The following is a 7,803-nucleotide window of genomic DNA, read 5'->3' as shown; positions in this document are numbered from 1 at the left end:
TCCGCGCTGACGAGCGATGCCGGCCCGTACCCGCGAGCCAGCCCGGGGAGCGCGGCCCGGACCGCGTCGAGCAGGCCGGGCGCCATCATGACGCCGCCGCCGAGCACGATCCGTTCCGCCCCGACGGTCAGCGCGACGCTGTACGCCATCTGCGCGATGTAGGAGGCGAGGATGGCGAACGCCTCGTCGTGCAGCTCGGGCGGGAACGACGAGGAGTCGACGCCCCAGCGCGCCAGCACGGCGGGGCCAGCGGTGAGGCCCTCGAGGCAGTCGCCGTGGTACGGGCAGTTCCCCGCGAACGTGTCGGCCGGGTGCCGGCGGACCAGCAGATGACCCACCTCCGGCCAGCCGTCGCCGCCGATCGCGCGGCCGTCGACGACGATCCCGACCCCCACGCCGGTGCCGATCGTCGCGTAGGCGAGCGAGCCGGCGCCGCGCCCCGCGCCGTACCGCAGCTCCCCCACCGCGGCGCCGAGCACATCGCTCACGAACGCGGCGGGCACCCCCTGCGGCGTCACCCTGCCGAGCAGGTCGAGGTGCGCCCAGCCCTGCTTCGGCGTCGTAGTGACCCAGCCGAACCGGGGGCTCGAGGTGTCCGCGTCGACGGGACCGAAGGATGCCACCCCGACCGCCTGGACGGGCTCGTCGACGCCGGCGTCCGCGATGAAGTCGGTGATCCGGCCGATGGTCTCATCGGGATCGGTGGTGGGGAAGCGGCGGGTCAGCAGCAGCTCGTCGGGCGCCTCCGGGCGGGCGGCCGCGCAGACCACCTTCGTGCCGCCGGTCTCGATGCCCACGATCATGCCGAACCACCCTCCTCCGCCGCTGCGATACGACACTTGGACCCTAGCGACCGCTCGCCGTTCCCTGCAGCGAGAAGCGGCCGCGCAGCGAGAAGCAGCCGTGCAGGGGGAAGGACTAGCGTCTCGCGAGGCGCGGCTCCTCCGGCCCCGCCCGATGCCGGGCGGTCACCATGCTCACATCGGAAGGCTCGGCACACCATGACCGATTCACCCGTCGACCCGACGACCTCCAGCGCCTGGCAGGCGCTGTCCGATCTCGCGGAGGACTTCTCCCTCGACCTGCGTGCCGCGTTCGCGGACGACGAGGGCCGCGCCGAGACCTACACCTTCCAGGCCGCGGACCTCACCGTCGACCTGTCGAAGAACCTCGTGACGGAGGAGGTGCTGGGCCACCTGCTCGAGATCGCGAGGACCGTCGACGTGCCCGGCCGGTACGCCGCGATGATCGCCGGCGAGCACATCAACGTCACCGAGGACCGCGCGGTGCTGCACACCGCCCTCCGCCGCCCGAAGGACACGGCCGGCCTGGTGCCGCCGGCGCCGCTGACCGTGGACGGCCAGGACGTCGACCACGACGTGCACGAGGTGCTGGACAAGATCGCCGGGTTCGCGAACGCCGTCCGCGACGGGTCCTGGACCGGCGTGACCGGCAAGCGGGTCGAGACGGTCGTGAACATCGGCATCGGCGGCTCCGACCTCGGGCCGGTGATGGTCTACGAGGCCCTCAAGCCGTCCGTGCAGGCGGGGCTCACGGCGCGGTTCGTCTCGAACATCGACCCGACCGACCTGTTCGAGACGACCGCCGACCTCGACCCCGAGACGACGCTGTTCATCGTCGCGTCGAAGACCTTCGGCACGCTCGAGACCCTCACGAACGCGCGCCTCGCCCGGCAGTGGCTGTGGAACGGCCTGGCGGAGGCCGGCGCCATCCAGGACACCGACGAGTCCCGCCGCGACGCGGTGAGCAAGCACTTCGTCGCCGTCTCGACCGCGCTCGACAAGGTGGAGGCGTTCGGCATCGATCCCGCGAACGCGTTCGGCTTCTGGGACTGGGTGGGCGGGCGGTACTCCGTCGACTCGGCGATCGGCACCTCCATCGCCATCACGATCGGCCCCGACCGGTTCGCCGAGTTCCTCGCGGGGTTCCACGCGATCGACGAGCACGTGCGCACCACGCCGCTGGAGTCGAACGTGCCGGTCCTGATGGGTCTGCTGAACGTCTGGTACAGCACCTTCCTCGGCGCGCAGAGCCACGCGGTGCTGCCGTACGCGCAGTACCTGCACCGCTTCGCCGCCTACCTCCAGCAGCTCACGATGGAGTCGAACGGCAAGAGCGTGCGCTGGGACGGCACCCCGGTCGTCACCGACACCGGCGAGGTGTTCTGGGGCGAGCCGGGCACGAACGGCCAGCACGCCTTCTACCAGCTGATCCATCAGGGCACCCGGCTGATCCCGGCGGACTTCATCGCGGTCGCGAACCCGGCGCATCCGCTGCAGGACGGCGAGACCGACGTGCACGGCCTGTTCATGGCGAACTTCTTCGCGCAGACGAAGGCGCTGGCGTTCGGCAAGACGGCGGAGGAGGTCCGTGCCGAGGGAACCGCGGAGGCGGTCGTCGCGGCCCGCACGTTCAGCGGCAACCGGCCGACGACGTCGATCCTGGCGCCGTCGCTGACCCCCTCCGTGGTCGGGCAGCTGATCGCGCTCTACGAGCACATCACCTTCGTCGAGGGCACCGTGTGGGGCATCGACTCGTTCGACCAGTGGGGCGTCGAGCTCGGCAAGAAGCTGGCGCTCGAGGTCACGCCCGCGGTCGAGGGCGACGCGGACGCCCTGGCGAAGCAGGACCCGTCGACGCGGTCTCTGATCGCGAAGTACCTCTCCCTCCGCGAGTAATCCGCGGGAGTGCGACAGCAGGACTCAGACGCTTCAGCAGGACAGGATCCGCGTCTGAGTCCTGCTGTCGGTGCTCGGTCCTGCTGACGTGCTCGGTGATCCGCGGATCCGGGAACCGCTTCAGGCGCGGGTGAGCAGACGCTCCGCCGCGGCGACCACCTGGGCCGGGGTAACTGAGGTGAGGCACGGGTGCCCGGGAACGGGGCAGAGCGTCGCCCGCGAGCCCATGCAGGCTGCGGTGCGATCGCCGAGCAGCTCCAGCGGGACGCCGTAGGGCGCCCAACGCTCCGGCGGGACGACGGCGGAGAACAGGCTGACGATCGGTCGGCCGACCGCTGCGGCGAGATGCGCCGGACCCGTGTTGCCCACGACGACGACGGACGCCCCCGCGAGCGCGATCGCGGTGCCCCCGAGGTCGAGCCTGCCGCCGAGGTCGATCCCGGTGCTGCCCGCGACCCGCGCCGTCAGCTCCGTCTCATGATCGCCTCCGGTCACCGCGACGGCGTGACCGGCCTGCGTGAGCAGGCGGACGACATCGACGAAGTGGTCGGCGGGGTACTCCCGCGCGGGGTACTGCGCGCCGGGATGCACGACGAGGTACTGCTCGGGCAGCGCGTCGAGCGCGGCAGGCCGCTCGGCCGGCAGGGTGACGCGCAACCGGCCGTCGTCCCCCTCCGGCAGCGAATACCCGGCGAGCCCGACGATCGCGAGGTTCCGCTCCGGCTCGGGGATGTCCTCGGGGAACGTCTCGCCCGGGATCCAGCGGCCGTCCAGCAGCCCGGCGGACGCCTCCACGGATGCCCCCCGGATCACCGGCACCCCGGCGAGCCGGAGGAGGAGCGCCATCGGCAGCGGCGACTGGTGGAACGCCGTGAGGATGATCGCCTCGTCGGGCCGGCACTCCGCCACGAGGGCGTTCACCTCGGCGACGAGCGCCGCGTCGACGGGTCGGTCGACCGCGGTGATCCACGGGATGCCGATCACCCGCAGCTCGTCGATGCCGGGCAGGAGGCGCGCGGCCGACTTCCCCCGCGGTCCGGCGAGGAACCAGAGCTCGGTGTCCGGCTGCGCCGCGACCGCCCTGACGGCCGGTCCGGCCATCAGCACGTCGCCCATGCTGTCGAGACGGACGACGAGCACGCGCCTGCGGCCGGTCACCTCAGCACGCTCGGATCATCGCCCGAGCGCGGCGCGCGCGGCGCCGGCGAGCTTCGCGACCGTCTCCACGCGGATGTCCGCATCGGGTACGCCGGCGATCGCGAGCCGGGTCGCCTTGCGCACCACCTCCGCCTCGAGCAGCCAGGCGATGTGGCCGAAGAACTCGGACGCGTGCTCCTCGACCGGCAGGTCCTTCGCCGAGGGGCTGAGCCCGAGCCGCGGGAGCACGATCTCGTGCGCGACGACGAATGCGCCGATGCCGTATGCCGCGCCGCCCAGCAGCTTGACCTTCGGGAAGTACTCCGCCGCCACCGAGTACGCCGCAACGGTCACGACGGAGAACCCGAAGTGCACCGCGAGGACCCCCCACGGCACCTGGTTGCCGTTGTAGGTGTACGTGTACTCGTCGGGATCGATGCCGCGCTGCTTCAGGAACGTCACCGGCGGGACCTCCCGGTCCGGCGTGCGGGGCGGGAACAGCGACTCCCAGCCCATCTTCACGGCGCCGGAGCTGAGCCCGGCGACGATCCCCGCGACGAGCGCGGCCCCCGGTCGGCGGTTCTCGGGAGCGGAGGTGTCGAGCAGGCCGAACGGCGTCTTCATCCGAGCATCGTTCCGCGCCGCCGCCGCCGGAGTCTGAGAATGCGCCGCGCCCGGTCGTCAGCGCACGGCGGCGAGGACCAGCACGGCGAGCAGGAGCCCCGGCGCGGCGACGAGCAGCAGCTGTACCCACGCCGCCGGCGGCCGGTCCCGTCGGCGGTACGCGGCGACGAACTCCGCGATGCTCGCGGCGAGCACGACGAGGGTGAGCACGCGGATCGCGACCGACGGCGGCGTCCCAGTGAGCAGTCCGCCCACCTGGGTGAACGCGACCGCGCCCCAGGGGACGATGCCGAGCACCGCCCACCAGCGCAGCGGCACCGGATCGCCGCCCGGCCGGTGCAGGGAGCGGAAGAGGACGCCTCCGGCGCTCGACGCGTAGGTCAGGACGAGGACGGTCGCCTCGGCCGCACCGTTCAGCGTCACGACGAGCACCAGCAGGATCGGCACTGCGCCGATCGATGCGATGACGACGGACGACCGTCCGAGCAGGCCCGTGCCGTGCATCGCCGCCACGACCGCGACGACCGCCGGGGGCAGCACGACCGCGGCACCGACCTGCAGCGCCCCGAGGTGCACGGCGGGACCACCGAGGTGCGCCACGACGGGCAGCGGCATCGACCCTCGTGCCGCCGCACCGACCGCGAGGAGCACGGTGGCTGCGCCCAGCGCGGCCGCGAGGACGAGGGTGCTGCGCGAGCGCGTCACCGGATCGGGGATCCCGTCGGATCGCTCTCCGGGGCGGCGAACCGGCGGTCCAACCAGGCGTCGACCCGCCACGGCCCCGAGCCGTGCCGATCGAGGATCACGACCCCGGTGTTCGGCAGGCCGTGCTCGAGACCGAACCCGACCGGGACGTTGTCGGCGCGGGCGACCGCCCACGCGCGGATCGCCGCACCATGACTGACGCAGACGGCCGTGTCCGCTCCGTCGAGGGCCGCCTCCACCGCGGCGTCGTACCGCTCGAGGAAGCCGGCCCCCGTCTCCGGGTCGCCCGGCATCGCGGCGGTCAGGTCGCCGGCCGCCCAGGCGAAGACGGTGTGCAGGTAGGTGAGATGCGAGTCGCGGTCGGCGAGCAGCTCGAGGTCGCCCGCGAGGATCTCGCGGAGGCCCGCATCCTGCCCGAGCGGCAGCCCGCGCTCCTCCGCGAGGGGCGTCGCCGTCGCCACGGTCCGAGCGAGCGGCGACGCGACGATCCGGTCGATCCGTTCGGCGGCGAGCACGTCGACCAGCGCAGCGGCCTGCTCGTGCCCGAGCGGGGTGAGGCCCGGGCCCGGGGCAGCGGTGTCGAGCAGTCCCTGCACGTTCGACGGGGTCTGACCGTGACGGACGAGGATCAGGCGGGACATGCCGCCATCCTCCCCGAACGGGTGTGGAGGACCGCTGCGCGCAGGCGGTCACACCTCGCGCGTGATCTCCACCTCGACGAACAGCCGGCTGCCGAATGGCCCGGCGTAGATGCCGCGCAGGGGTGCGACGTCGGTGTAGTCCCGGCCGCGGCCGACGAGCACGTGGCGCTCCCCGATCTCGAGGTCGTTCGTGGGGTCGAAACCGTGCCACGAGCCGCAGAACCACTCGACCCAGGCGTGCGACTCCCCCGTCACCGGCGTGCCGAGGGGGAACGACGGGTCCGGGTGGAGGTAGCCCGAGACGTAGCGCGCCGGGATGCCGATCGAGCGGAGGGCGCCGATCGCGATGTGCGCGATGTCCTGGCAGACGCCGCGCCCGTGCGCCCACGCCTCCTGCGCCGTCGACTGCACGCCGGTGACGCCGGCCATGTAGACGACGCGCTCGTGGATCTCGCGGCAGACCGCGCGGGCCGCCTCGCACGGCTCGAGATCGGCGGCGACGGCTTTCGCGATCTCGCGCACCTCGTCGGCCGGCTCGGTGAGGCGGGTCTGCTGCAGCTGCTCGACCGTGTCGACGGACGCTCGTGCCGCCGGTGCGAGGTCCGCCCAGGAGAGCCCGGGAGCAGGATGCGTCGCGCGCTGCACCTCCACGAGGCTCGTCGCGGTCAGCGACAGCTCCTCGTGCGGGGTCAGGATCTCGAACGAGTTCACGCGGGTGCCCCAGTAGTCGACGTAGCCGTGCGACGACGAGATCGGCGAGATCTCGAGGTTCGACGCGAGCACGAACTGCCCGTCGCCGGACACCGGCAGCATCCGCGCCTCGTTGTACGACTGGGTGACCTTGCCGCCGTAGTGGTAGCCGGTCACGTGCCGGACCCTGAGCCGACTCATGCCGCAGCACGCATGTTCACGCCGTCGGATGTCACGACGTGACCTCCCCCACCCAGACCGGCGCGGCGCTCGTCGGGAAGTACCGCTGCCGGATCGCCTCCGACGCCGCGGAGGTGGCGGCCTGCACCGCCTCCATCTGCATTGCCAGCTCATGCAGGATCTCGTCGATCGGCCGGAACTCCAGCTCGGACCGGATCTGGCCGAGCACGCGGAGGGCCCGGTCGGAGGTGCCGACGCGTTCGTTCCGCGGCTCGAGCTGCCGGAGGCAGGACTCGGCACGCGTGATCGAGAACAGGATCGATCGCGGGAACAACCGGTCGACGGCGAGGAACTCGGCGGCGTTCTGCGCGGACGGGACCCCCCGGTACGTGCGGAGGTAGGCCTCGTAGCCGCCGCAGGAGCGCAGCAGCGTCGTCCAGCTCGGGCCGTTGTTGCCGGTCAGGGCATGCGTCGCGAGCAGCCGGGCCGTCATGTCCGCGCGCTCGAGGCTCCTGCCCAGGGTGAAGAACTGCCAGACGTCGTCGCGGCTCGTCGCGCTCTCGATGATCCCCACCGCGAGCGCGGTGCGCTCGCGCACCCAGGCGAAGAACTCCGAGACCCTGGCGGGGGACACCTGGCGGGGGATCCGCGCCCTGGTCGTGTTGAGGCACTCCCACAGCTCGGTGCTGACGATCTCGCGGGCACGCCGCGCGTTCTCGCGAGCGGCGGTGAGGGAGTAGGCGATGGAGGCGGGATGGGTGCGGTCGACCCCGAGGATCGCGAGCACGTCGCCCCGGTTGAGCGATCCGGTGCTGGAGGGCGCCGACCCCATCACGGACAGCAGCCCGCGACAGGCGGTGTCCTCGTCGACCCACGGGTCCTCGAGCAGCAGCTGGAGGTGCACGTCGAGGATGCGGGCGGTGCCGTCGCCGCGCTCGATGTAGCGCCCGATCCAGAACAGGCTCTCGGCGATCCGGCTCAGCACGACTGCACCTCCGAATCTCCGTTTTGAAGGAGTTCGTGCGCATTCGACGCGAGAACTCCTTCAAAACGGAACTGCTGTTGCTGCTGGCTCTGCTCGCCCGTGTCGTCGAGCGCGTCGAGGGGGGAGCGATCCGGCTCGTGCG

Annotated in this window: 8 protein-coding genes; 1 reads left to right on the top strand and 7 read right to left on the bottom strand. The window is 72.3% G+C overall.

From position 1 onward, the window contains the following. Positions 1-803: ROK family protein (locus ACFE67_RS12850; protein WP_375407273.1), on the bottom strand; the 803-nt coding region annotated here is incomplete at its 3' end. Between the two features lie 198 nt (positions 804-1,001). Between ACFE67_RS12850 and pgi the strand changes: the two genes are divergently transcribed. Beyond that, a complete protein-coding gene (gene pgi / locus ACFE67_RS12845) occupies positions 1,002-2,699 on the top strand; it encodes a glucose-6-phosphate isomerase (RefSeq protein ID WP_375407272.1) in 1,698 nt (565 codons plus the stop codon). Between the two features lie 120 nt (positions 2,700-2,819). On the opposite strand, the gene ACFE67_RS12840 is transcribed toward pgi, so the two are convergent. Genes ACFE67_RS12840 through ACFE67_RS12815 form a run of 6 tightly spaced genes read right to left on the bottom strand, consistent with a single transcriptional unit; the run spans position 2,820 to position 7,661 of the window. Then, positions 2,820-3,857 (bottom strand): glycosyltransferase family 9 protein, encoded by a 1,038-nt coding sequence (locus tag ACFE67_RS12840; protein WP_375407271.1) that lies wholly within the window; start codon positions 3,855-3,857, stop codon positions 2,820-2,822. 15 nt (positions 3,858-3,872) lie between these two features. Beyond that, positions 3,873-4,460: a YagU family protein gene (locus tag ACFE67_RS12835; protein ID WP_375407270.1), complete on the bottom strand. Its 588-nt coding sequence runs from the start codon at positions 4,458-4,460 to the stop codon at positions 3,873-3,875. 57 nt (positions 4,461-4,517) lie between these two features. Beyond that, a complete protein-coding gene (locus ACFE67_RS12830; protein WP_375407269.1) occupies positions 4,518-5,165 on the bottom strand; it encodes a hypothetical protein in 648 nt (215 codons plus the stop codon). After that, positions 5,162-5,806, bottom strand: coding sequence for a histidine phosphatase family protein (locus tag ACFE67_RS12825; protein WP_375407268.1), 645 nt, complete (start codon positions 5,804-5,806; stop codon positions 5,162-5,164). The genes ACFE67_RS12830 and ACFE67_RS12825 overlap by 4 nt, the downstream gene beginning before the upstream one ends. A gap of 48 nt (positions 5,807-5,854) precedes the next feature. After that, positions 5,855-6,697 (bottom strand): transglutaminase N-terminal domain-containing protein, encoded by an 843-nt coding sequence (locus ACFE67_RS12820; RefSeq protein ID WP_375407267.1) that lies wholly within the window; start codon positions 6,695-6,697, stop codon positions 5,855-5,857. A 31-nt stretch (positions 6,698-6,728) separates the two neighbouring features. Further along, positions 6,729-7,661 carry an alpha-E domain-containing protein gene (locus ACFE67_RS12815; protein ID WP_375407266.1) on the bottom strand — a complete coding sequence of 311 codons (933 nt, stop codon included), beginning with the start codon at positions 7,659-7,661 and terminating at the stop codon, positions 6,729-6,731. Positions 7,662-7,803: the final 142 nt, after the last annotated feature.

This window comes from uncultured Amnibacterium sp., assembly GCF_964244015.1.
GTDB lineage: Bacteria > Actinomycetota > Actinomycetes > Actinomycetales > Microbacteriaceae > Amnibacterium.
Note: the sequence above shows the minus strand (reverse complement) of the source record. Positions and strands in the feature narration are given on the sequence as shown.

What these genes read in the sequence shown, in the direction of transcription:
- pgi (WP_375407272.1), top strand. Translation starts at nt 1,002, where the DNA reads ATGACCGATTCACCCGTCGACCCGACGACCTCCAGCGCCTGGCAGGCG.
- ACFE67_RS12835 (WP_375407270.1), bottom strand. Translation starts at nt 4,460, where the DNA reads ATGAAGACGCCGTTCGGCCTGCTCGACACCTCCGCTCCCGAGAACCGC.
- ACFE67_RS12825 (WP_375407268.1), bottom strand. Translation starts at nt 5,806, where the DNA reads ATGTCCCGCCTGATCCTCGTCCGTCACGGTCAGACCCCGTCGAACGTG.
- ACFE67_RS12820 (WP_375407267.1), bottom strand. Translation starts at nt 6,697, where the DNA reads ATGAGTCGGCTCAGGGTCCGGCACGTGACCGGCTACCACTACGGCGGC.